This window comes from Photobacterium sp. DNB22_13_2, assembly GCF_052873915.1.
The window spans coordinates 59,017-82,429 of record NZ_JBNNXU010000023.1 but is presented as its reverse complement, the minus strand read 5'-3'; the positions used below and the strand labels follow the sequence as shown (position 1 = coordinate 82,429).

23 protein-coding genes are annotated in these 23,413 nt (G+C 51.5%); 5 read left to right on the top strand and 18 right to left on the bottom strand.

The annotated features are described in order from the left end of the window. Positions 1-3: 3 nt before the first annotated feature. Entirely contained in the window at positions 4-636 is a 633-nt protein-coding gene (gene fabR, locus ACVA58_RS23870; RefSeq protein ID WP_107351309.1) for an HTH-type transcriptional repressor FabR, read from the bottom strand. A 317-nt stretch (positions 637-953) separates the two neighbouring features. Here fabR and sthA point away from each other — a divergent pair, with 317 nt between their 5' ends. Next, positions 954-2,369 (top strand): Si-specific NAD(P)(+) transhydrogenase, encoded by a 1,416-nt coding sequence (sthA, locus tag ACVA58_RS23865; RefSeq protein ID WP_446512786.1) that lies wholly within the window; start codon positions 954-956, stop codon positions 2,367-2,369. A 49-nt stretch (positions 2,370-2,418) separates the two neighbouring features. Here sthA and cysQ read toward each other — a convergent pair whose 3' ends face one another. The 14 genes from cysQ to gspC form a co-directional block, all read right to left on the bottom strand. Further along, entirely contained in the window at positions 2,419-3,255 is an 837-nt protein-coding gene (gene cysQ / locus ACVA58_RS23860; RefSeq protein WP_446512785.1) for a 3'(2'),5'-bisphosphate nucleotidase CysQ, read from the bottom strand. Positions 3,256-3,263: 8 nt separating this feature from the next. Then, positions 3,264-3,815 (bottom strand): ADP compounds hydrolase NudE, encoded by a 552-nt coding sequence (gene nudE, locus ACVA58_RS23855; RefSeq protein WP_446512784.1) that lies wholly within the window; start codon positions 3,813-3,815, stop codon positions 3,264-3,266. Positions 3,816-3,959: 144 nt separating this feature from the next. Next, positions 3,960-4,718, bottom strand: coding sequence for a type II secretion system protein N (locus tag ACVA58_RS23850; protein WP_446512783.1), 759 nt, complete (start codon positions 4,716-4,718; stop codon positions 3,960-3,962). Between the two features lie 2 nt (positions 4,719-4,720). Next, a complete protein-coding gene (locus tag ACVA58_RS23845; RefSeq protein WP_446512782.1) occupies positions 4,721-5,197 on the bottom strand; it encodes a type II secretion system protein M in 477 nt (158 codons plus the stop codon). Continuing rightward, the gene (gene gspL / locus ACVA58_RS23840) at positions 5,194-6,474 is read right to left on the bottom strand and encodes a type II secretion system protein GspL (RefSeq protein ID WP_446512781.1); all 1,281 of its coding nucleotides are present in this window, start codon (positions 6,472-6,474) and stop codon (positions 5,194-5,196) included. The genes ACVA58_RS23845 and gspL overlap by 4 nt, the downstream gene beginning before the upstream one ends. Continuing rightward, positions 6,443-7,465, bottom strand: coding sequence for a type II secretion system minor pseudopilin GspK (gene gspK, locus ACVA58_RS23835; protein WP_446512796.1), 1,023 nt, complete (start codon positions 7,463-7,465; stop codon positions 6,443-6,445). The genes gspL and gspK overlap by 32 nt, the downstream gene beginning before the upstream one ends. Beyond that, positions 7,458-8,096: a type II secretion system minor pseudopilin GspJ gene (gene gspJ, locus ACVA58_RS23830; protein WP_446512780.1), complete on the bottom strand. Its 639-nt coding sequence runs from the start codon at positions 8,094-8,096 to the stop codon at positions 7,458-7,460. Before gspJ ends, gspK begins: the two co-directional genes overlap by 8 nt. A gap of 19 nt (positions 8,097-8,115) precedes the next feature. Continuing rightward, complete coding sequence (gspI, locus tag ACVA58_RS23825; RefSeq protein WP_446512779.1) at positions 8,116-8,493, bottom strand: type II secretion system minor pseudopilin GspI; 378 nt, start codon at positions 8,491-8,493, stop codon at positions 8,116-8,118. Beyond that, on the bottom strand, positions 8,490-9,080 hold the full coding sequence (gspH, locus tag ACVA58_RS23820) for a type II secretion system minor pseudopilin GspH (protein ID WP_446512795.1): 591 nt from the start codon (positions 9,078-9,080) through the stop codon (positions 8,490-8,492). Before gspH ends, gspI begins: the two co-directional genes overlap by 4 nt. A 9-nt stretch (positions 9,081-9,089) precedes the next feature. Then, positions 9,090-9,524 (bottom strand): type II secretion system major pseudopilin GspG, encoded by a 435-nt coding sequence (gene gspG, locus ACVA58_RS23815; protein WP_255041650.1) that lies wholly within the window; start codon positions 9,522-9,524, stop codon positions 9,090-9,092. A gap of 18 nt (positions 9,525-9,542) precedes the next feature. Next, positions 9,543-10,763, bottom strand: coding sequence for a type II secretion system inner membrane protein GspF (gene gspF / locus ACVA58_RS23810; protein WP_446512778.1), 1,221 nt, complete (start codon positions 10,761-10,763; stop codon positions 9,543-9,545). 3 nt (positions 10,764-10,766) lie between these two features. After that, positions 10,767-12,260, bottom strand: a complete 1,494-nt coding sequence (gene gspE, locus ACVA58_RS23805) for a type II secretion system ATPase GspE (protein ID WP_446512777.1) — start codon at positions 12,258-12,260, stop codon at positions 10,767-10,769. Between the two features lie 8 nt (positions 12,261-12,268). Then, the gene (gene gspD / locus ACVA58_RS23800; RefSeq protein ID WP_446512776.1) at positions 12,269-14,290 is read right to left on the bottom strand and encodes a type II secretion system secretin GspD; all 2,022 of its coding nucleotides are present in this window, start codon (positions 14,288-14,290) and stop codon (positions 12,269-12,271) included. A 38-nt stretch (positions 14,291-14,328) separates the two neighbouring features. Continuing rightward, positions 14,329-15,234 carry a type II secretion system protein GspC gene (gspC, locus tag ACVA58_RS23795; protein WP_446512775.1) on the bottom strand — a complete coding sequence of 302 codons (906 nt, stop codon included), beginning with the start codon at positions 15,232-15,234 and terminating at the stop codon, positions 14,329-14,331. A 284-nt stretch (positions 15,235-15,518) separates the two neighbouring features. On the opposite strand from gspC, the gene hslR reads away from it, so the two are divergent. The 4 genes from hslR to ACVA58_RS23775 all read left to right on the top strand — a co-directional run bounded on the left by hslR (position 15,519) and on the right by ACVA58_RS23775 (position 21,079). After that, positions 15,519-15,929 carry a ribosome-associated heat shock protein Hsp15 gene (gene hslR, locus ACVA58_RS23790; protein ID WP_446512774.1) on the top strand — a complete coding sequence of 137 codons (411 nt, stop codon included), beginning with the start codon at positions 15,519-15,521 and terminating at the stop codon, positions 15,927-15,929. 94 nt (positions 15,930-16,023) lie between these two features. After that, entirely contained in the window at positions 16,024-16,902 is an 879-nt protein-coding gene (gene hslO, locus ACVA58_RS23785; protein ID WP_446512773.1) for an Hsp33 family molecular chaperone HslO, read from the top strand. Between the two features lie 320 nt (positions 16,903-17,222). Continuing rightward, complete coding sequence (gene pckA, locus ACVA58_RS23780; RefSeq protein ID WP_446512772.1) at positions 17,223-18,854, top strand: phosphoenolpyruvate carboxykinase (ATP); 1,632 nt, start codon at positions 17,223-17,225, stop codon at positions 18,852-18,854. Between the two features lie 170 nt (positions 18,855-19,024). After that, positions 19,025-21,079, top strand: coding sequence for an AsmA family protein (locus ACVA58_RS23775; protein ID WP_446512771.1), 2,055 nt, complete (start codon positions 19,025-19,027; stop codon positions 21,077-21,079). On the opposite strand, the gene ACVA58_RS23770 is transcribed toward ACVA58_RS23775, so the two are convergent. The 3 genes from ACVA58_RS23770 to ACVA58_RS23760 are packed head-to-tail and all read right to left on the bottom strand — an operon-like array spanning position 21,034 to position 23,409. After that, complete coding sequence (locus ACVA58_RS23770) at positions 21,034-21,954, bottom strand: bifunctional GNAT family N-acetyltransferase/hotdog fold thioesterase (RefSeq protein WP_446512770.1); 921 nt, start codon at positions 21,952-21,954, stop codon at positions 21,034-21,036. The genes ACVA58_RS23775 and ACVA58_RS23770 overlap by 46 nt on opposite strands. Positions 21,955-21,997: 43 nt before the next feature. Further along, complete coding sequence (dtd, locus tag ACVA58_RS23765) at positions 21,998-22,435, bottom strand: D-aminoacyl-tRNA deacylase (RefSeq protein ID WP_446512769.1); 438 nt, start codon at positions 22,433-22,435, stop codon at positions 21,998-22,000. Next, complete coding sequence (locus tag ACVA58_RS23760; protein WP_446512768.1) at positions 22,432-23,409, bottom strand: virulence factor BrkB family protein; 978 nt, start codon at positions 23,407-23,409, stop codon at positions 22,432-22,434. Before ACVA58_RS23760 ends, dtd begins: the two co-directional genes overlap by 4 nt. Between the last annotated feature and the right edge of the window lie 4 nt (positions 23,410-23,413).

Genomic DNA, 23,413 nt, shown 5'->3' with positions numbered 1-23,413 from the left:
AAGTTAGAGTTTTTGCCTGAGCTCTCTACGCTCACGCTCTTTGCGGTACCAATAAGCACCCTTTGCAATCATTCTCAATTGCAGAATCAATCTTTCAGCATGCTCTGCTCGAGCATGGTTGTCCAAATCCAACGCCTCTGCGCCCGAACTGAAGACCAAGGTCACCGACGCTTCTGCCTGGGTAAACGCCTCATCATGGGTCACACCGGTTTTGGCCACGAGATATTCGGTAAGTTCTGCGACAAAATGCTGGATCTCTCGGGCAACGGCGGCACGAAAGGCCGGAGAAGTGCCCGAACGCTCACGCAGCAACAAACGAAATACGTTCGGACTGCTCTCGATAAATTCCATAAAGGTTTCCACCGAGGTACGGATCACACTGCCCTCTTTGGCAATACGCTGACGAGCCTGACGCATTAGCTGGCGAAGAATCAAACCACCTTCATCGACCATCGTCAGGCCAAGCTCATCCATATCTTTAAAGTGACGATAAAAAGAAGTCGGCGCAATACCGGCCTCTCTAGCCACTTCCCGCAAGCTTAAATTAGAAAAGCTACGTTCAGCACTTAGCTGATTGAAGGCAGCATCAATCAGTGAACGGCGGGTTTTTTCTTTCTGCTGAGCCCTGATTCCCATGGGGTTTTTGTTTCTCTTTGAATTATCTTGCGTCACATTGATAGTCACTATACGCGCTTTTTCACTGCCATCAAAACATAGTAAATCCTGACTGGCGCTTAATCAAAGCCGTTCTTGCCAGTTTTTCTAGTAGCTCACAAACTCCACCACCAGCAAAGCAACAACCAAAACCGCCACCAACCTCCAAGTTTTACCGAAAAGTTACCTCGGCAACGTGATCCTCCGCTCCCAATCGCAAGACGTCAATTCTACCTTGCTTTATAAAAAGTTAAAATAACGAGGTCGCAATGTTGCAAGAATGATAAGTAAGGCCAAGCATGACGAAAAGCAAACACTCTTCAACCCAACACTTTGATGCCATCATCATTGGCAGTGGTCCAGGTGGAGAAGGGGCGGCCATGGGGCTGACCAAAGCCGGTTTCAATGTCGCAATCATTGAGCGTGAAGACAGTGTTGGTGGCGGCTGTACCCACTGGGGAACCATTCCTTCCAAAGCGCTACGCCATGCAGTCAGCCGGATCATTGAATACAATCAAAATCCACTCTACTGCAAAAATAACTCAACCTTGCACAGCACTTTCAGCCAGATCCTTGGCCATGCCCAAGAAGTGGTCAACAAACAGACTCGGATGCGCCAAGGTTTTTACGACCGTAACCAGTGCTCCATCATTTTCGGCGAAGCCTGTTTCACCGGTAGCCATAGCGTGATGGTGAAAAAGCCCGACGGTAGTCGGGAGCATTACAGTGCCGACAAGTTTGTCATAGCTACCGGTTCACGCCCTTACCAGCCGAGCGATGTTGATTTTACCCACAGCCGGATCTACGACAGCGATTCCATCTTGCAGCTCAAACATGATCCCCGCCATATCATTATCTATGGCGCCGGTGTCATCGGCAGTGAGTACGCCTCAATATTCCGTGGGCTGGGTGTCAAAGTCGATCTGATCAATACCCGGGATCGTCTGCTGGAGTTTCTCGACAACGAAATTTCCGACTCCCTGTCCTACCATTTCTGGAATAGCGGGGTGATGATCCGCAATGGAGAAGTCTTCGACCAAATAGAAGGCACAGAAGACGGAGTGATCCTACACCTGAAATCCGGCAAGAAAATGCGCGCTGACTGCCTACTCTATGCCAACGGGCGTACCGGTAATACCGACAAACTCAGCTTGGACAAAGTCGGCCTGACACCTGACTCCCGTGGTCAGTTGCAGGTTAACCAGAACTATTGCACCGATATTGAGCATATCTATGCCGTTGGAGATGTGATTGGTTACCCGAGCCTTGCCAGTGCAGCCTATGACCAAGGCCGCTTTGTTGCCCAAGCGATAGCCAATGGCGCGGCAGAGGGCCAGCTCATCGACCATATCCCAACAGGGATCTACACCATTCCGGAAATCAGCTCGGTGGGTAAAACAGAGCAGGAGTTAACGGCCGAAAAAGTGCCTTACGAGGTTGGCCGTTCACAATTCAAACACTTGGCCCGGGCACAGATTGCAGGGACCGAAGTCGGCAGCTTGAAGATCCTATTCCACCGCGAAACCCGGGAGATCCTCGGGATCCACTGCTTCGGTGAGCGTGCCGCAGAGATCATCCATATTGGCCAGGCGATCATGGAGCAAAAAGGGGAAGGAAATAATATCAACTACTTCGTCAATACCACCTTCAACTACCCGACCATGGCAGAAGCTTTCCGGGTCGCAGCACTCAATGGCCTCAACCGACTCTTTTGAGTGATAAGAGATTGAACGAAAAACGGAGCCGAAGGCTCCGTTTTGTTTGCTAGTCACTGATTTCCATCAGCCGGTCGTCTGGGGTCAGAATAGATGACCACGGCAACCTCTCATCGCCGAGGGTAATAAAGTTAGGGTTTTCCAACGTATCACGCTCATTGTATGACAGAGGTGTCAGGTGGGTATTGAGGATCCGCCCACCAGCTTCTTCAACTATACATTGGGTTGCCGCCGTATCCCACTCACCCGTAGGGCCCAGGCGCAGGTAGCAATCAACAGCCCCTTCCGCAACCAGACACGACTTAAGCGCCGCTGATCCAAGTGGCACCAAATCATAATTCAGCGCCGGGTCTAACCGGTTGGTGATTGCGCCGATGTCTTGGCGACGGCTGATCGCAACAGCAATAGACTGGGTGGGTAGCTCATGCTTATGGGTCGAGATCCGTACCGTTTCACCTTCCGAAGTAGTTTTCCATGCCCCTTTACCGTAATATGCGTAATACACAACGCCCGATACCGGTGCGTACACCACGCCCATGATCGGAGTGTTGTTATCCACCAGCGCTATAATCGTGGCAAAATCGCCGCTACCGGCAATGAACTCCTGCGTACCATCCAGTGGATCCACTAACCAGTAACGCTGCCATTCGGCCCGCTCTGTCAACGGAACATCCGCATCTTCTTCCGACAGCACAGGTATATCCGGAGTAAGCTCAGATAAGCGCTGGACCACCAGCTTATGTGCAGCCAAGTCGGCACTGGTCACCGGCGTATTGTCACTCTTAATCTGCTTTTCAAACTGGCCGCGCTGATAGATATCCAGGATCACCTGGCCCGACGCTCGGGCAATATCGATAACTTGTGGCAACAGGTTAGATAAATCCATATGCGCTCCTATTTTCCAAGTTGTTTGAGGGCAAGGAACAAGGCCGTAATGCTTCTCGCCTCGGCAAAGTCCAAATGATGCAGCAGCTCTTCAGCTTGGCTAAGCGGCCAGCGGACGATCTGCAATGGCTCCGGCTCATCACCTTCGAGCTTTTCCGGGTAAAGCCCCTGAGCCAAGAATAAAGTCATCTTGCTGGAGAAATACGACGGTGCTAGCACCACTTCCTTGAGCGGTTGCAAGTCATTAGCCCCAAAGCCAATCTCTTCTTTCAACTCACGATTTGCTGCTTCGGCTGCCGATTCACCTTGATCGATCAGCCCCTTGGGGAATCCTAGCTCATAGCGCTCGGTCCCAGCGGAATATTCCCGGATGAGCAATAAGTCGCCTTGCTCTGACACCGGCACAACCAGCACTGCGTGACGCCCCGAAGGTTTCATCCGTTCATAAGTGCGCTCTACGCCATTGGAAAACCGTAGATCGAGCGATTCAATCTTGAACAGTCGGGATTGGGCAACGACTTCTGTTGCCAAAATTTCGGGTTTGTTGTGTTCCGCAGCCATGTAATGTCCTATTCCTGGGAAAGCGGATTACCGCAAACAACGCGGCAACCAAGACAATAACTGCTATTTAATGGCATGCCGCGCAGGAAATAAAGTAATTTGTGAGGAAAACGTTAACCCGACTAACAAAGTCGGGTATGACGTTTATAGGCGTCCGTTGTAGGAAATCTTGTACTGCCCTTTAGGATCGGGGGTACCCAGCCACTTAAGTTGCTGGCCAAGTTGAGGGGGAAATTGCGCTCCCGGCTTGAACCAACCCGTCAACGAATAGGTGTTGCCTGGCGCGAGCGATGCCTGCCATTCACTGGATACATCATCAGAGGACTGGGAGACATCAGCCAACAACTTACCTTGGTCACAGGCTAAATCCGCGATCACAGGACCAGGATCTAATGCTCCAAGAGGTGAAGACACCTGTGCCGCCGACCACGCCAGCGCACCGTCTAACAGGGCACAGTATGGCGCCTCAAAGCGATAATCTCGTAGCGTCAGCTCGAGGTTGCCGTTGACCAGCACCGGCAAAGCGCTCGGTGAGAACTTGATCACTTCGCTGGCAGGCATCGAGGCCAGCAGGTTTTCGGCAAACGGCCCGCTACTGGCATAACCCACGACACCTCGGCCCTGAAGGTTCATCTCACTACCTTGACCAAATCGAACATCCAGCTTCAGCTTGCCCGTCAGCAAGGAGAGTACATGCATATCCCACTGCACACGGCCGAAATTCTTACCCTGCCAGCGGATCTGACTGGCCGAACCCTGCCAAGGTGTTCCACGGATCCCCGAGACATCCAGTCCCTGGACATTCGGTGCCTGCTGCCATACCCAGCTTGCCGGTATATGTGCCACCAGGCTACCCACCAATACCGCGCCAAACGAGGCGCCCAGTAATAACTTATACTTCACTCTTACCCCCGCCCTAACTGCAAGCGGTTAACTTCGACCACACCAGTACGATCGGCTTTAGATACATCCAAAAATTGGGCATCAATACCGTGCTCATCACGCAGGAATGCCAGCCAGTTAATCAAGGTATTAAAGGGCAGCGGCTGCACCCATACTTGTACCGATTCACTGCGTGGCTGCATCCTGATCAATTCAATGTTGAACTGGCGAGTCGTTTCATTGACCACCTGGTTCAACCCTTTATCGCTGACCGAACCTGTCGAGCCGCTCGCACCACGCAACGACAAAATTTCATCAGCCTTGGTCTTCACCCAACCCAATAACTGGCGTTCGCTCTGCAGGCGACGTTCGGTATTATCCGCAGATGTTGCCATTGGTTGCCATATCCCCCAGTAAAGGACAGCGACGAACAGGGCAGCTCCCCCGCCCAATACCAATTTCTGCTCCCGCAGGCTTAATCCTTTCCACCACGCGTTCATGATTTTCTCCTTAGCACGATGGCACCGGTTACCTGGTTCCCCTCACGGTTCAACTGGCCGAGTTCTACCTCGAAGTCTTCATCCAACATGGTTCTCAGCTGCTCGAAATGCTGGAACTCAGAAGCTACCGCCTGGAAGCGCATTTCATTGCGGTTCTGATCGTAGCGGAAGTTCTGAACCGACAACTGGGAAACCTTGGACAAAGATGGCTGTAGTTCAGCCAGCCAATACAGAATACCTTCCGTACTGCCTCCGCCACCCAGACGGGTCAGCTCACTGTTCATTTGTCGTTTCAGGTAACTCTGCGACGGAACGCGCTGAAACTGAGGTAACACTTGGCGGAATATCCGCTCACTCTCAGCTTTGTAGGTCAGCGCTTGTTGCTCCGCTGCCTGCACCGAAATAACATGCTCAGCTACCATCACAGCCATCAACAGTCCAGCAGCAATAGCCACCTTTCGCCATGGCTTAAGGTACTTACGCCACGCTGGCTGTTGTTTGTATTGGCTCGAGAGCAAGTTCACCTTGCTCTCGGCGGCCCCCTGCGCCAATAGCTGCATCACTAATTCAGGCGTTTCTGCTACCCATCGTCCCGGCATATTTTCAGGGGCCGGGGTATAATAATGCACCACGAGATCGTCATTGGACGCGGCTTCATCCAACTCAGGTTTATCTTCCGCCTCTACTGTATCAGCCTCTGTGTTATCCACATCAGGCTCACCCGTCACTCTTTGTGACTCAAGCCACGGTGCCAACCAAGCGCGTTCAGCCCCAATCCCCAAAGATTCCGACTGGCGGATCAACCACATACCATCGAGTTCAGCGGCGGTAAAGCCATGGTCAAATAACGGCAGACACAAGCAGTCAGGGAGCAGTGCTTTGATTTCAATACCCGCATCTTCCAGCGCCGCTAACCATAATGCGACTTTCTGATGATCAACTACCGCTACTTGGGCCAGATCACCGCTTTTCTGGAGTAAGTGGACATGTAAGCTGTCCACATCCTGTGCCAACTCTTCTTCCAGCAAAAACGGCAGTACCGCAGATAGCTGTCGGCTACTACCAGCCGGAATGGAGACCTCGGTCAGCAGCACATCACCCGCAGGCACCAACGCATAGACAACTCGCTGACTGGCATAATCGGCTATCTCGCTCAGCTGGCTTATCGCCTCAAGCTGGCCCGATGCGATAACTTCTTTTTGTTGTGGCGACCAGACAAGCCATTGCACCGGCTGATCAGCACGGCTACTTAGCCTGATTGTCAGAAATTCGCTCACTAATTCCTCCATAACGGCGACGCACTACCGTCACCGTGTCTTCACTATCTCGTTTGAGTAAGGCCACGAGCCTTACCCTAGATCGATCAACCAATACCTCGGTATCCATCTGAAAATAATCACTACTGATTGCTAAGAATTCCTTGGCCTGATCTTTTATCGTGGCATCCACACTGGCCAGCTGAGATTCACCGAGAAAATCATCAACATTATCCCAGCCATCATATGGCCGGTCGGCTATCAACTTCTGGGCATCCGACAGCGATAGCCGTGGTGAGAACAATGCCACCAAAATAGGTGCCTGCTGCTCGAAAAGGGTATTAACATTAATCGCCAGCGTGGTGGTCGGAATAGCACATACCTGATGGCGCAACTTGTCAAAAATAACCGCCGTAACACCGTTCACGGCCCGCAACTCACTGGCATCGGCCATCCAATCCCGTGGAGGGAGATAAGGCGGACGGAAACCTTCATAGGTACTGTCTCCTGCCCCAAAGGCAGCATTGACCTTCTCATCCGTGTCGACATATTCCCACACCGAATCGGCAACCACTTCGGCGTCGTAGCTTTCGACACCGGTTTCTTCAATCAAGGTCTGCAGTACAGTCACGATATAGGGCTTGGTACTGCTCCCTGTCGTTGGCTGTACCCCCGACAAAGCATTGAGATTAAAACATGCCTGACGATCAATAATATCGCCGATGGCCTCACCGCCCTCGAGCGGATAGCGCTGACCCTGTGTTGCCCAGGCCTGACTAAGATTGACTGTATCGCTATCATCAATCCCCTGCTTGATCGCTACCTTGGCCAACTCTTCCATCCCCTGCGCAAACCAATAGGCCTGCTGATTCTGGATTTGATTTTCGACCCGGTAAAAATTGAGATGCAACCGTTCAGTCATCTGCACCGCCAGCAAGGTCATCATTGACAACAGCAACAGCACAACAATCAGGGCCACGCCGCGTTGCTGCTTGAACGGAGTATTATTCATCACTACCCGCCTCCAGTGCCGAAGTCGGCAACATGTAGACCCGCTCGATATCACCGTAGTCTTCGAGCGTCAGCTTGATCATCACCCCTTCCGGCAAGGCTGCTGCTTTGTCCCACGTTTCCAGCCACTTCTTGTCGTTGTAGAACCGAAATGACATCTCCTCGACCCCGGGCAAAATCGGCCTAATCAAGGCTTCTGTACCGACCACACTATCTGGGTAACGGAACCAGACACGCTCCAACTGCTCATCGACGATCCGGTAGCCGACCTTGACGTTCTCCCCACGCGGAAACATCTGCTGCGGGTTCTGCCAACCGGTCCGGGTGAACAATATGCCATAGCTCGACGAATCAAGCAGGTATTCACTGCTCTGGAATATCCTGTCGCTGACCGTCTCACCCTGATTTCGAACCTTACGAGCGACGACCTGACGGAAATCATTGTCCATCATAACTATCGCCCGCTGGATATCCTTGAGCCGCTCACTGTGCTCACGCGACTGTTCGTCACTGCGCTGCACCCCGTTCATCACCTGATAAGCCGACAAGCTCAGCATGGCAAATACAGCAATGGCCACCAGTACTTCAAGCAAAGTGAAACCAGTTTGTTTCGCCCTGTTACGGCGCGACATGCGCTGACGGGAAAAAGTGTTAATTTTCAACATAAGTTCTCAGTGACACCACCGATTTCTTGCGTGCTTCATCTGTTGCCACCGTAACATCCAGTGCTCGCAGGAAACCGTCTGCCGTTTTGGTGCTTTTAATCGACCAATACCAATCACGTCCAGCCAGCTCGGATTTCCCTCGCTTGACCGACGTTGGGATCTCACCCGACAGCCTGATCTTGGCCATTTCATTGTCGGCCACTATCGCGGCAAAGGTTTTTTCTTCCAAATAACCTAGGGTATTGAGGTGTTGGCTGACCGCTCTCATCACACTGAGCGCGGCGGTAGCAAACACCGCCAGTGCCACCAGCACTTCGAGTAAGGTCATCCCCCGATCGCGCCGGGATATCAATGGGTGTTTCACTGCTGGGTGTTCTCCTGCACACTGGCTATCGTCTCGCCCGGAGGCAGCAAAAACAGTTGCCCCAGTTCATCGGCCTGTACTCGCCAAAACTGGTTTTCGCCCGTCACTTCAAACTCCAATGTAAAAGGGGTGTATTCTCCACTGGCCATCACCACCACCTGAGGCGGCTTTATCTTGTCTTTGTCAGTTTGCTCAGCAAACAAGTCTTCATTAAACAGCGAGCCAGGCTTAAACAAGCGGTCCTTGTCCTGCCAAGAGTAGCTGCCAATTTCGACAGTCAAACGGATCTCTTCGGGCATCTCCACCTCGGTGAAAAACTTAGAAGACTCCAGTGGCTGCCAGTCTTGACTGGTTAGCTGAAGAAACTGATACCGGTTACGCTCCACACGGACACCGTAGTCGTAGCCGTTGAGTAGGGCATCCTCGCCCAGCAACTGGACGAGGTAGTGAAAGCGCACAGCTTCCTCCCTGACTTTATCTTCCTTGCTTTCAGGCAAGGCGACAATGACTGCCACTGCGCTGGTTGCTAACAGCACCAGTACCAGCAGTATCTCGATCAGGGTAAAACCCGCTGCACGCTTACTTATCATCACAACTTAAAAGTCCAGCATGTTCCAGTTACCAATATCGGTATTAATACCCTCACCGCCTTCTTGGCCATCGGCACCCAGGCTGAAGATATCAACAGCTCCGTGCTCACCCGGCATCACGTACTGGTATGGGTTACCCCAAGGATCGTTAGGCAAACGACGGATATAACCACCATCACGGTAGTTGCGTGGCTCCGGACTCGATGACGGCATGCTCACCAACGCCTCAAGGCCCTGATCCGTGGTTGGATACACGCTGTTATCCAATTTATACATGTCTAATGACTGCTCTAACGCACTAATATCGGTCACGACTTTCTGCTGATCAGCTTTTTCCTTGTTACCTAAAAGGTTAGGTACCACCAAGCTGGCCAAAACCCCAAGGATAACGATCACGACCATGACTTCCAGCAGCGTAAAGCCGCGTTGTTTGCGTTGCATTAAGAAAACCTCCAAAAATTACATTCCGACCATGTTGTTCAAAGCAATGATCGGCATAAGGGTAGCAATAACAATAAACATCACGATGCCAGCCATCGCGACGATCAATAAGGGTTCAAAAATCCCGAGCGCCATATTCACCAACGACTCGAAATCCCGGTCTTGGTTATCAGCTGCACGGGTGAGCATCTGCTCCAGTTCACCACTGCGTTCACCACTGGCAATCATGTGCAGCATCATAGGGGGAAAAATTTTGGTCTGCTCCAGCGAAACCCGCAGACTCGAGCCTTCGCGCACCTTGTCCGCCGCTTCGCGGATCTGCTGGTTGACCCAAGTATTGGTCATCACATCCGAGGCGACTTTCATGCCTTCAAGCAATGGAATCGCACTCGAGGTACAGATAGACAGCGTCCGGGCGAAGCGTGAGGTACTCAGGCCGCGAGCTACTTTCCCTATCACCGGCAAGCGCATGATCCAGCGGTCCCACTTAAGCCGGAAGTCAGGCCGCTTGAGGGCCATTTTAATCAACATCACAATGGCAGCAATCACCAGTAATACCACCAAGCCCCAATTCTGGACAAAATCACTGGCGGCCAGCAATATTTCGGTAATGGTAGGCAACTGCTGTCCCATCTGAACGAACTGATCGACAATCTTCGGTACTACCGTCGCCAACAAAAAGGCGACTACGGCAATCGCGATCAAGGTCAGCATGGTGGGATAGATCATCGCCTGCTGCAGCTTGCTGCGCATTTTCTGGCGGTTCTCGGTGTAATCCGCTAAGCGGTTCAACACGGTATCTAGATGACCTGATTTCTCTCCCGCCGCCACCATGGCACGGAACAGCTGATCAAAGATATGCGGGTATTCTGCCAGTGAATCCGATAGGGTATACCCCTCAACCACCCGGGAACGTACGGCCAGCAGCATATTTTTCAGCCGTGGCTTTTCGCTCTGCTCTGCTACCGCCTTCAGGCACTCCTCAAGAGGCATCGACGCCTGTACCAACGTCGCAAGCTGACGGGTGATCAGTGACAACTCTGTGGTACTGATCCCCCGGCGTAGCTGAAAACCGCCACGGGCTTTTTTCTTCTCACGCTCACGGGTCTGCACCACTTCAACCGGGATCATCCCCAGCTCACGGAGCTGCTGGCGAATTTGCCGTGCGGTATCCGCTTCGAGAACCCCTTTCTTCTGGCGCCCTTTGGCATCCAGAGCTTTGTATTCAAACGCCGCCATCGGTTAGCCCTCCTTAGTCACCCGCATCACTTCCTCAAGGGTAGTAATACCGACTTTTACTTTGGACAAGCCATCATCACGAATGCTTGGCGTATGGGCCCGAATGGCTTTTTCAATCGCCATTTCCCCTGCTTCACCGTGGATCAACTCCTGTACCTGATCATCAATCATCAACAGTTCATGAATACCGGTTCGACCGCGATAACCTTTGTTGTTACAGGCTTCACAGCCTTTGGCGCGGTATAGAGTCAAGCTCTCCTCGGCCGGCATATCAAACAGTTTCTTCTGCTCGGTATCAGCGTCATACGGTTCACGGCAGGTCGGACAGAGGGTCCGGACCAAACGCTGGGCCAGCACCCCAAGCAAGGAGGAGGAAACCAGGAAAGGTTCAATCCCCATATCACGTAATCGGGTAATCGCACCCACTGCGGTATTGGTGTGCAAGGTCGACATTACCATGTGACCGGTCAATGACGCCTGCACCGCAATGGATGCGGTTTCAAGGTCACGGATCTCACCAACCATCACCACATCCGGGTCCTGACGCAAAATAGCACGCAAGCCTCGAGCAAAAGTCATATCCACTTTTGGATTGACCTGGGTCTGGCCGATGCCATCGATATCAAATTCAATCGGATCTTCAACCGTTAGGATATTGCGTTCTCTGCCGTTAAGCTCCTGCAGGCCAGCATACAAGGTGGTCGACTTACCCGAGCCCGTCGGGCCGGTTACCAAAATAATACCGTGTGGACGGTCGATAAGATGGCGAAAGTTGGCATGGTTAGCTTCGGTCATCCCTAGACTGTAGAGATCCAGCCGGGTTGCGTTCTTATCGAGAAGACGCAGTACCACCCGCTCGCCATGGGAAGACGGCATGGTTGATACACGCACATCCACCGCACGGCCACCGATACGCAGCGAAATACGGCCATCCTGCGGTACCCGTTTTTCGGCGATATCCAACCGAGCCATAACCTTTATACGCGATACCAGCAGCGGTGCCAGCTTACGGCTCGGCTGCAACACTTCACGCAATACGCCATCAACCCGGAAGCGGATCGACAGGACTTTCTCGAAGGTTTCAATATGGATATCCGACGCAGCTTCTTTGATCGCTTCGGCCAGCATGGCATTGATCAACTTAATGATCGGTGCATCGTCTTCCGACTCCAGCAAGTCCTCGGTTTCAGGCAATTCTTCGGCCAAAGCAAAGAAGTCATCGCTGTCCGAACCGAGATCTTCCATTAACTGACGGGCTTCGGAGGAGTCACGCTGATACGCTTCGGTCAACTTAAGCTCAAATGCCTTGTCTTCCAATGAATGCGGGATAAAACCGCCACCGGTTACCCGACGGATTTCCGCCAGTACCGCACCAGAGAGCTGGCCACTGTAATAAAGTGCGACATTCTGATCCAATGCCTCAAGCACCACCCGGTGCCGTTTGGCAAAAGAGAAAGGCAGCCGGAACAGCGGCTGCTTATCCTGTTCCTGGCTCATATCATGCATTACTGCTTGCCCTCCAACTGGGCAACAAAGGCGCGGACCTCTGGCGGCAACGAAATATCTTCGCCATATTTAGGCAGTACCGGCAGCTCAGCATCAGGCATCAGGCGCAAGCCCTGATCAGCCTTGTATAGCTGCTCAGCACGGATGTAATTATACTTACGCTGGGTAATACCATCCGCCGTCACCCCATCGCGGATAATCGTTGGCTTGATAAACACCATCAGGTTGGTTTTAGCTGTGGTGGTATTAGTCGATTTGAACAAGTGGCCCAGTACCGGGATATCACCCAGAATTGGGATCTTCTGCTCGCTCTCGTTGGTCTGCTCTTGAATAAGGCCACCCAACGCCAGCATCTGACCGTCTTGGATCAGTACATTGGTGGTGAGCTGACGCTTTGAAAAACGCACATCGACGGCACCATCAGCCCCAAGTACGTTAGACACTTCCTGCTCAATTTTCAGCTGAACCGAATCCCCTTCGTTGATCTGAGGCGTCACATTCAGCTTGATACCCACTTCTTTACGCTCAACGGTCTGAAACGGGTTATCATTGTTCGAGCTGGAAGTCGAACCGGTGACGACTGGGACTTCCTCACCGACAATAAACGAAGCTTCACCATTGTCCATGACCGTAATACTTGGCGATGACAGGATATTAGAGTTACGGTCCGAAGCAACGGCATTGACCAGCATGGTCCAGTCACCCATTACGATACCCAACGCAGCACCGTTTACCCCACCCAGCACACTGGCCAAGGTGCTGAAATCACCGTCTTCGGTAATGGTTCTAACCTGATCTTGACCATTCGCATCAACGTAGTTCTCTGTTCGCGTTGTTGTCTGAGCTTCTTCCAAACCTATCGCATATTGGGAGATTGGCACGCCGGAGTTACCGAACTGGATCACACCACCGTCAGTGGTCCCCCACTGAACACCAAAATTAACACCATCGCCTTCGGCCAGTTCGACAATCATCGCTTCAATCAGTACCTGGGCACGACGAATATCGAGCTGGGCTATGATGTTTTCCAGTGCGCGCATGATATCTGGCGGCGCAGTCAAAATCAGCGAGTTGGTATCGGTGTGAGCCGAGATCATCACTGCCGATTTGCCGCTACTAGCCGTTGTTTTTGCGCCACCCTGCTTTTCAGCTTGTAGGTTATCGGATACCCCCGTAAGGACATCGACCATCTCTTCGGCATTAGCGTATTTGAGGTAAACCACTCGGTTATTACCTGATGACGCCATTTCCCTATCAAGCTGACGAATCAAACGCTTCAAGCGATCACGCACCTGCGGATCACCCGATAGTAATACAGCATTGGTGCGGTCATCAGCCACCAGTTTCGGCTGCAGGAATTCAGGCGTTGATTTCGCATCAGCCGTCTTGTTCAATGCATCGACGATACGCACCATTTCCGCCGCCGAGGCATTACGCAACTCGACCACATCGATCTCTTTATCACCGGCACGGTCAACCCGTTCGATGATTTCTGCCAAACGGTTCACTGTCGCCGCACGCCCGGTGATCATAATAATATTGGCTGGGTCGTAGTGCACCACGTTACCGGCACCGGCATTATCGTTAAGCTGGCGCAACAGTGGCGATAGCTCACGAACCGACACATTGCGAACCGCAATCACGCGCGTCACTACCTGATCGCCAGTGATATTGCTGTTATCGCCCACCACAGGGATAGCTGAGATCTTGGCGTCTTTATCACGAACAACCTTTAGCACACCGTTGTCCATTTCGACCACGGCAAAGCCATAGACTTCGAGTACATTCAGGAAAAACTGGTAGTACTGCTCATCATTGAGCAAATCATAACTGCGAACGTTGACCTGACCACGCACCGCCGGATCCACGATGATGGTTTTCTGCAGGTTCCGCCCTACGATGTTAATAAACTCCTGAATGTCTGTTCCTTTGAAGCTGGCACTAAACTCACTCGCCAATGCAGAACTGCACATCAAGCTGCTTAATAACCAGAGGGCACTTTTACCCATCCATTTTTTCACAAAAAACTCCTGCGCTATCGCATGTTCGCTTTGGGCTACTATTGCAGCTCAATATAAATATCGTGTAACTGACCTTCTCGCTCGACGGTCAAGGTGAAATCAGAGGCACTCGACAGTTCGGTCCACAATTTCGCCATCACTGCAGCATCAGTCAGATCATTGCCGTTGAGACTCACGGCCAAGTCATTGGCCTTCAGGCCCACGGCGTCGAACAACGCCCGCTCTTTACCGGGGTTAACCCGGTACCCCACCAACTCGCCATCCCGTTTCACTTGGGACAGGCGAATATAGCTAAATAAGGTTTGTGGTTTCTCGAGAATTTCTTGCTTGATACGGCTCAGATCAGACGTTGGCTCCGGATCCTGAGAAGCCCGGGGCTCAGGTGGACGAGTTCTTGCCGTATTCTGGGAAGATTTATTAAAATCGACACCATCGAGCATCAGGGTTTCATCTCGTCCGCTGTTGCGGATAATCACCCGGTCAGGATATACGGCCTGAAGGGTAGCACGGGTACCTTCGATCGCTTCGTTCAAACCATAGGTATTTTGCTTACCACGGTGGGTGATGACCGCCAGAGCGGTTTGCGGGTTTGAGCTGGCAACCAGACCGACTAGGGTCAGACTAAGGCGGGTCTGTGGCGCATCTTGCTTCACCGGTTGCTTGCGCTCCACTACCGGGGCAGCACTTTCCTGATAGCGGCCGAACAGGTTCATGTTCAATATTTTGGTGATTTCGCCACGATCATTACCTGCGCTGGACGATACAACGACGGTAGATGCCTGCCAAGTGGCGGGAGCTGGCGTTGGCTGCAAGGCCAACCACACCATTCGGCCAATCACCCAGGCGAGCATCACAACTAGCGTCCAAGTAAGGAGGCGGGCCAATGAAGAGATTGAGATCCTGCTTTTGGACTGCAGGGCCCCTAACCAATTTGCTGTTACCATGAAAAATCCATCATCCTGCGGAATAAAAACTAGCGCGTTATATCAAAATGTAATATGAAAACGTATTACGTTTTAGTTAAATCGTATAATTATCTGTCTTAGTTTATCAAAGTGAGCCGAGAAAGTTTCTCCTACTATCAATAGACTATCTATTTTATGTGATTTATTCCCAGATTGTTGTTGAAATCCCGATCCCATATCACCATTTATAAACTCTCAATGCCTGCTGACGCTCTGTCGGCAATATGGTACTTTTAGCGCCCTTTCGGGTTAAGGAGCATACTGTGGGCCAGCAATCATCGCATTCAGACAACTTTCAGGTCCGTCTTGATAAGTGGTTATGGGCGGCACGTTTTTACAAAACCCGTTCTATTGCCCGCACCATGGTCGATGGCGGAAAAGTGCAATATAACGGCCAGCGGTCCAAGCCAAGTAAACTGGTTGAAGTGGGTGCAGAGATCCGTGTACGCCAAGGTAATGAAGAAAAAACCATTATCATCGAGAAACTCTCAGACACCCGCCGCGGTGCGCCTGAAGCACAAACGCTCTATCGGGAAACAGCGGAAAGCGTCAAATTACGCGAAGAGCACGCTAAAATGCGTCGCCTCCATGCCTACGGCGGCCCGAGCCCTGAAAAGCGTCCTGATAAAAAGCAGCGTCGCGATATAATTAAGTTTAAAAGTCATTCCGATTAACAGTATTAGTTCAGTGTAGCGCAGAAAAGTTTCGTTATGTTGAGGTTAAATACCAAAATTGGTCAATTAGATACCTGCTGGAGAAATCAAGCTAATGACAAAAGATAGTCTATACCGTTACCTGTTTGACGGTGTATCAGTACGTGGTGAACTGGTTCAGTTGGGCGATACTTACCAACAGATCATTTCCAGCAAGGATTACCCAGCCCCAGTTCAGTCCCTGTTGGGTGAACTGCTGGTTGCCACAAGCCTGCTAACTGCCACCTTAAAATTCGAAGGTTCAATCACTGTCCAGCTTCAAGGTGACGGCCCGGTTAAACTGGCAGTGATCAACGGTGACCATGATCAGAAACTACGTGGTGTTGCCCGCTGGGACGGTGACGTACCTGCCGACGGCACTATCCATGACCTGATGGGCAAAGGCCACATGGTGATCACCATCACCCCAACCAAAGGCGAACGCTACCAAGGTGTCGTCGGCCTAGAAGGCGATAGCCTAGCATCTTGCCTGGAAGGTTACTTTGCAAACTCTGAGCAGCTAAAAACCCGTATTTGGCTACGCACTGGCGAACATGAAGGCAAAGCCAAGGCAGCAGGTATGTTGCTGCAGATCCTGCCAGATGGCCAAGGCCATGAAGGCGACTTCGATCACCTTGAGCAACTGACAGAAACCGTAAAGAACGAAGAACTGTTCAGCCTGGAAGCGCAAGATGTCCTATACCGTCTGTACCATCAGGAAACGGTCAAGCTGTTCGACCCACAAGACGTGATCTTCCAATGTGGTTGCTCACGCAAGCGAAGTGCCTCGGCAATCGGATCAATCGAGCGTGCTGAAGTAGAGCGCATCATTAGCGAAGAAGGCAAGGTTTCCCTGCACTGTGACTACTGCGGTACCAGCTATGACTTCGATAGTGTTGATGTGGCAGCCCTATTCGAACAGGCGGCAACAGGCAACAGCAACCAGGTGCATTAATTATTCCGTTTAAAAAAGCCTGAAACTGAATTACAAAAGCCGGACACTGTCCGGCTTTTTTTTTACCCACTCCACATTTATTCTGCTTATTTCGTAAGCAAGCAACACGCTAACCCTCGCTTTTTTCAGTGAAAATATTAAACCCAGCAGTCTAGCTAAAACACTTCACATCACGGTAAAATCACCACCCACAATAAATTAAAGGATTTTACTTACCTTTAACTTTTTAATGGTTAATTTTTGATAAACCTCCCTGAATTACCCCTTTAGGGTTGCTAGCATGGTCAACAGTTAAACAACATCTTACCCAAGGAGCACCTATGACTGTCATGAACGTCGAGAAAAAGGTTGCAAAAACGCTAGATTTGTCTCAATACGGTATCACCAATGTTGCAGAAATCGTTCGCAACCCAAGTTACGAAGTTCTGTTCGAAGAAGAGACCAAGCCAGGCCTGGAAGGATACGAAAAAGGTATCGTAACAGAGCTCGGTGCCGTCGCGGTTGATACGGGTATTTTCACTGGCCGTTCCCCGAAAGATAAGTTCATCGTTAAAGATGACACCACCCGCGATACCATGTGGTGGGCAGACCAAGGCAAAAACGATAATAAGAGCATTGGTGTTGAAGCGTGGAACGATCTGAAAGAGCTAGTAACAGATCAGCTATCAGGCAAGCGCCTATTCGTTATTGACGGCTTCTGTGGTACTAACCCAGATACCCGCCTATGTATCCGTATCATCACCGAAGTAGCTTGGCAGGCCCACTTCGTGAAAAACATGTTCATCCGTCCAACGGAAGAAGAGCTGGAATCCTTCGAGCCTGATTTTGTGGTCATGAACGGTGCCAAGTGCACGAACCAGAAATGGGAAGAGCACGAAATGAACTCCGAAAACTTCACGGTGTTCAACCTGACGGAAAAAATGCAGCTTATCGGCGGTACTTGGTACGGCGGTGAAATGAAGAAAGGTATGTTCGCAATGATGAACTACTTCCTGCCTCTTCGCGATATTGCATCTATGCACTGTTCTGCCAATATGGGCGAAGAAGGTGATGTGGCAGTCTTCTTCGGCCTGTCAGGTACGGGGAAAACAACCCTGTCTACCGATCCTAAGCGCGCCCTGATTGGCGATGACGAACACGGCTGGGATGATAACGGCGTATTTAACTTCGAAGGTGGTTGTTACGCGAAGACTATCAACCTCTCGAAAGAAGCTGAGCCTGACATCTACAATGCTATTCGCCGTGACGCACTATTAGAAAACGTCACAGTACGCAGTGATGGTGCTATAGACTTCGATGACAACTCGAAAACAGAAAACACCCGTGTTTCTTACCCGATTTACCACATCGAAAACATCGTTAAGCCAATATCAAAAGGCGGCCATGCCAACAAGGTGATCTTCCTATCAGCTGATGCCTTCGGCGTATTGCCTCCAGTGTCCAAGTTGACACCAGAACAAACCAAGTACCATTTCCTATCTGGTTTCACCGCTAAACTCGCCGGTACTGAACGTGGGATCACCGAGCCAACACCTACTTTCTCGGCGTGTTTCGGTAATGCGTTCCTCACGCTACACCCAACCAAGTACGCAGAAGTACTGGTTAAACGTATGGAAGCAGCAGGCGCTGAAGCCTACCTAGTAAACACCGGCTGGAACGGCTCTGGCAAGCGTATTTCTATCCAAGATACCCGTGCAATTATCGACGCTATCCTTGATGGCTCTATCGAGAACACCGAAACGAAGAATATCCCAATCTTCAACTTAGAAGTACCAACGTCGCTGCCGCATGTTGACCCAGAAATCCTTGACCCTCGTGATACCTACACAGATCCTCTGCAGTGGGAAAGCAAGGCGAAAGACTTGGCTGAGCGCTTCATCAACAACTTTGAGAAGTACACAGACAATAGCGAAGGTTCTGCATTGGTTGCTGCCGGTCCTCAGCTAGACTAATCTCTAACCGCAAATATCTAAGCCCCTCACTCGAGGGGCTTTTTCGTTAATCCAACGCCAGTTTTCCCGCCCAGCCCTTGCAGCCTTGGTGAAATTACCGCCTAATAATCATTACCATCAGTCCTTTTTACTGAAGGTATATTCAGAACCATTGCATGCTGGGAGCCAATATGCGTTTTATCGGGAAGATCATCGCCACCCTTGCAGTGCTTATCGCACTGGGGATCACCATCGTACTGACCCTACTGCATACCCAGTATGCAACACCGATGATCACCCAAGCAGTCAACAGGTTTACCCCTTATACCTTAGATCTCAATGACATCCGCTATCATATCCGTGATCCGTGGCATCTAACCTTACAACGCCCAGCATTGACAATCACAGATGGTCTACCACCCATCACCGCCAACCGGCTTTCTGTTTGGTTTAACCCTAACTCACTGATCCAACTACGGTGGCAATTTGACAGCGTACTGATTGACGAGCCCGTTATTTCCCCCCAGCAGCTATCCGCCCTAGCATCAGGCGATCTCGAAGCAAGTACTTTTTCATTACCCGAAATACGTAGCCACCGGCTCGCTATCAGTCACTTTAATGTCTCTACCACCTCGCTAACACTCGAAGAGGGTGAGCTTCAGATTGATAATTGGCACTACCAACCAAATAAACCCGCTCCTTGGTGGCAACAATTCCATGGTAACTTTCAGCTCGCAGCCGACAGTGCCAAATGGCAGCAGTGGGAAAGCCAGCAGCTACTACTTGACGGCAGTTACACCGACAACCTATTAACTCTCAATGGTTTTTCTTTTGATTGGCAGAGTGCCAGCATCAATGGCCAACTTGATGCAGCCCTCGACAAGCACTCAATAGATATCCACCAGCTCACCCTATCCGGGCTCCAACTGCAAGAGAGCAAGCTCACCGATGCTATCCAACAACAAACCAACACGCTGGCTTCGCAAAAATGGCAGGCAACAATACGCAGGGTTGATATTCTTGACAGCAGTATCGAACTGCCATCGCTGAGCCTCAATCACGCCAATTTGTCCCTGACCAACTGGCATTGGCCCAACACCGCCTACGCGCAGCAGAATGCCTGGTTATCTTTCACTGCCGAGAGCGGTAGCTGGCTGCAACTACCATTTACCGATCCCCTGCTAGATTTGAGCTTTACACCCGGTACCATAGTCCTCAACGGTGCCGCTGTTAACGCGTTAGAAGGCTATTGGCGCGCAGACGGCCGTGTTACCCCTAAAACTTTGCAATTGGGCAACCTGACCAGTAAAGGGATCAAATGGTTCCTGCCCGCCGATTGGGCAGATCAGTTGGCACAAGCCGTGTCGCCTTTCAACCAGATCCGTATCGATACGCTGGACATCGGCTATGCCCAACTAACCGCAGCCGACAGCAATACACCTTGGTATATCAACGGGCTTAACATCAATGGCCGCGATCTGCTGATCCGCCAGCAACCCTATTTCAGCCTATGGCAAGGCAGCCTGTCTGCAACAGCAAGACAAGCGAGCCTCAATACCATAGACATGCAAGAACCACTTATCGAAATGCACAGTGAGCAAGGCCAGTGGCAACTGGAACAAGCCTTCCTCCCACTCAAAGGCGGACTGCTCGAGGCAACAGGGCAATGGGATCTGAATCAAGAAGGCTTCCCTTGGCACGCGGCACTGCAAGGCGATAGCTTGCCTGCCAGTATTTTGCCGCAATGGTTATCTCTGCCATGGCCCGCGACCGGTCGCATCGATGCCACCGCCGCCTTACAGGGACTAGGCCAACATTATACCGGTCTGGCCCATAGTTTGAGTGGTGATGTCCGTGCGACGTTCCGCGACAGCAAAGTCGATCAAGGCTCCGCCGCTTTGCTACAGGCTTGGCTGCCACCAGTGACACAAGAAACTAACTCCACCGCCAATCCTACGATGACTGCCAACCCAAGTGAAAAAACAACGGTTGGCATAGAAGAGCCAATCTCGCTGGCCATTACCCCGTTCAAGCTCCGGAGCGATCGGGGGCGCCTCGCGATAGCGCCGCTCAGTATCAAGGGCAACGATGTCGACGCCTTACTGGAAGGCCAATGGGATTTGGCTAACCCTGCCGGGCAGCAAATGGAGCTAAATGCGAAATTGGGTTGCCAACGCCTGATCCGGCGCTGGCAGGATGGTCAGCAAACGGTGTCGGTTTCGACTTGTGTTGGCAAGAGCATGTAAGTGCCGGTAAAGGTCGATGCCAGCTCATCGCCGCTGTATACGTTGACTTTGACGATAGCTCGACCTTTGCGGTGGCTGGCAAGACGCTCAACATCACCCTCAAGATCTTCAACAGTGACAACCGCACGCGGCCTCTCCTTGACCGGAGAGCGGTAGCGGATATGGCTATCAACCAGAACAATATCAGCTTTGTACTTACGCTCTTTCAATAGCATCCAGACAAAACCCCAGCCCGCAAGTGTCGCCATGGTGAAGATACTGCCGGCAAACATGTTGGCTTTGGTATTGAGATTGGCATTGATCAGGGCGCTGACCTCAAAGCGGTAGCCGGTATACTGGCTGATCTTCACCCCCATTCTTTCACTAATGGGGATTTGGGACTGCCACAATTCCTGCAGTTCCTGGCACCAATCCGGGTGGCGGACCACCTCCGCCAGCGGCTCAAGGTGCTTGAGCATCTGCTGGTGCCTGACCGGCCCTTTTTCCTCGCTCAACTCCCCCTGGTTGGTAAAGCCACTGCGCAGGTAAAACGGGATCGCATCCTCGCGTGCATTACAGACCAGTCGCTTTGCGCCTTCCTCGCGAGCCAATGACTCCAATGCCATCAACACTATAGCCCCCATCCCCTGATGGCGATGGTCCGGATGCACCGCCATATAGCGGATTTGACCATCGTTATCCGGCGTCATATAGAGCCGGCCAATAGCAATCGTCTGGCCATTGTCACTAACGATCATCCGATGGCTGCAGAGGCTATCATAGGCATCTCGCTCAGAGCCTACCGGCATATGCCAAGGCTCGCGCAGCATTCGCCAACGAAAGTCATAATAGCTGGCTAACTCTTCTTCCGTTTGTGGGGTAACAAGTCGAAACATGAAATCCTTCTCCAGCATTCCTAGGCAATACGCCTTTATATCATTATACCTGCAACCAGAAGGTTACCGGGCCGTCATTAAGCAGTGCCACTTTCATATCAGTAGCAAAGATACCGGTTTCCGTTTTGATCCCTGTTTCTTGGCAACAATCGACAAAGTACTCATACATACGCTCGGCGTCCTGCGGGGCAGCCCCATTGGAAAAACCTGGGCGCATCCCTTTCTTGGTCTCTGCCGCCAATGTGAACTGCGAAACGACCAATACACTGCCACCCGCCTGCTGGACGTTAAGGTTCATCTTACCGTCTTCATCTTCGAATACCCGATAGCCCAACACTTTTTCACGCAGTCGCTTGGCCTTGGCTTCATCGTCGCCTTTCTCTACGCCAAGCAGAACAAGCAAGCCCTTGCCGATAGCGCCAGTCACCTGGCCATCAGCTGTTACGCTGGCTTCGCTCACCCGTTGGATCAGTGCAATCATTCGTTTTTACCTTTTCCTATAATTTCAGTCTTTTGGACTTCTTTGTCTTGAACTGCGGCCTGATAGATACCCGATAATTCGGCCTGGGTCGGTACCGTGGTTTGCCACCCCTTCGTTTCGGGGTGCCAATGACTCTTTTCACCGAGACTGGCGGTGATCTCTGCGCCGAACAATACAATACACCAACACAAATACACCCAGACAAATAAAATCGGCACCACCGCCAAAGCACCGTAAATCACCTGATATGAAGGGAAATTGGTGATATAGAGGGCGAACCCCTTCTTGCTCAGTTCAAACAAGATACTGGCAATCACCGCGCCGACCAAGGCATGGCGGAAGCGTACCTTGGTATTGGGCACCAGCAGGTACAGGACCAGAAAAGCCGTACTCGACATGATCACCGGTAACCAACGCAGGGAGCGCTGTAGCAACCCATTGACAGCTTCGCTACCAAGCAGGTTAAGTGAGCCAAGGTAGGAGCTAACGGCAATACTCGACCCGACCAAGATCGGGCCGAGGGTCAGTACCATCCAGTAGATCGAAAACGAGATCACCGGACGGCGCTTTTCATGCACCCGCCAGATATAGTTGAGCGATTTGTCGATGGAGGAAATCAGCATCATCGCAACCACAAACAAGGCTGCCACCCCCACCGCTGTCATTTTACCAGCATTGGCGACAAACTCGTTGAGATATTGTTTCACCACCTCACCCGCGGCCGGGACAAAATTCTCAATCACGAAATTTTGTAGCAGCTCCCCCAGCCCGGCAAATACCGGGAAAGACGACAGGGCCGACAACACCACAGTGATCAATGGCACCAAGGACAGCAAGGTCACATACGCCATCGAGCCCGCCGTCACGGTCAGTCGATCGTGCCCGACCCGGTGGTGCAAATAACCGGAAAACGCCATGAAGCTCCGAGCCCGCTGGCGCCATGTTTGCTTGCTAGTTGTTGGTTTGTCAGCCATAGTC